At 71.5% G+C, this 627-nt stretch carries 1 protein-coding gene; it reads right to left on the bottom strand.

Annotated elements, in window-relative coordinates:
- A partial coding sequence (locus BST38_RS28815) for an HNH endonuclease signature motif containing protein (protein ID WP_133057272.1) occupies positions 1-627 on the bottom strand: 627 nt, incomplete at both ends.

Raw genomic sequence — 627 nt, 5'->3', positions numbered from 1 at the left:
TGCTGGGTGTGTTGTGGGCGAAGTCGCCTTTGAACAGGAGGTAGCGGCAGCGGAATCCGTTGCGCCAGCGCCGGTCCCGGATCTCGTCGCGGGCCTTCTGGTTGCGGTAGCTGTTGTGCTCGCTGGTGTCGCGGTGAGCGTTGAGGCGGCGCCGCGCAGCGGCGATGCGCTGGGCCTGGCTGCGGTGCTGGGCGCGGCCCAGGCCGGGGAACAGCCCCACCCCGGCGGGGCGGGTGCGGTACTGGTGCCCGCTCGGTGAGGTCCAGATGATGGTGGCGTCGGCGAGCTGGCGGTCGCGCCACCCGGTGTCGTGGGTTTTGTGGCGGTGGTGTTGGCGGCAGTAGCAGGCCAGGTTCCACGGCACGGTCTGCCCGCCGGCGGCCGGGTTCTCGTGATCGAACGGGATCGTGTGGTCGACATCGCAGCGGGTGGCCGCAACATCACAGCCCGGGAAACGACAGGTCAGGTCGCGGGCCCGGATGAACCGGGCCAGCGCCGCCGAGGGCCGGTAGGTCAGCGCCTGGCGCTCGTCGAACGGTGGGGCTTCGACCAGCCGGCGCGTCGCCTCGCGGGCGAGCTCGCGCACCAACTGCGCGTCGATGATCCCGTACCCGGCCAAATACCCCG

This window comes from Mycolicibacterium parafortuitum (genome assembly GCF_002086815.1).
Classification (GTDB): Bacteria; Actinomycetota; Actinomycetes; order Mycobacteriales; family Mycobacteriaceae; genus Mycobacterium; species Mycobacterium parafortuitum.
This window is presented reverse-complemented; position numbering and strand designations above follow the sequence as displayed.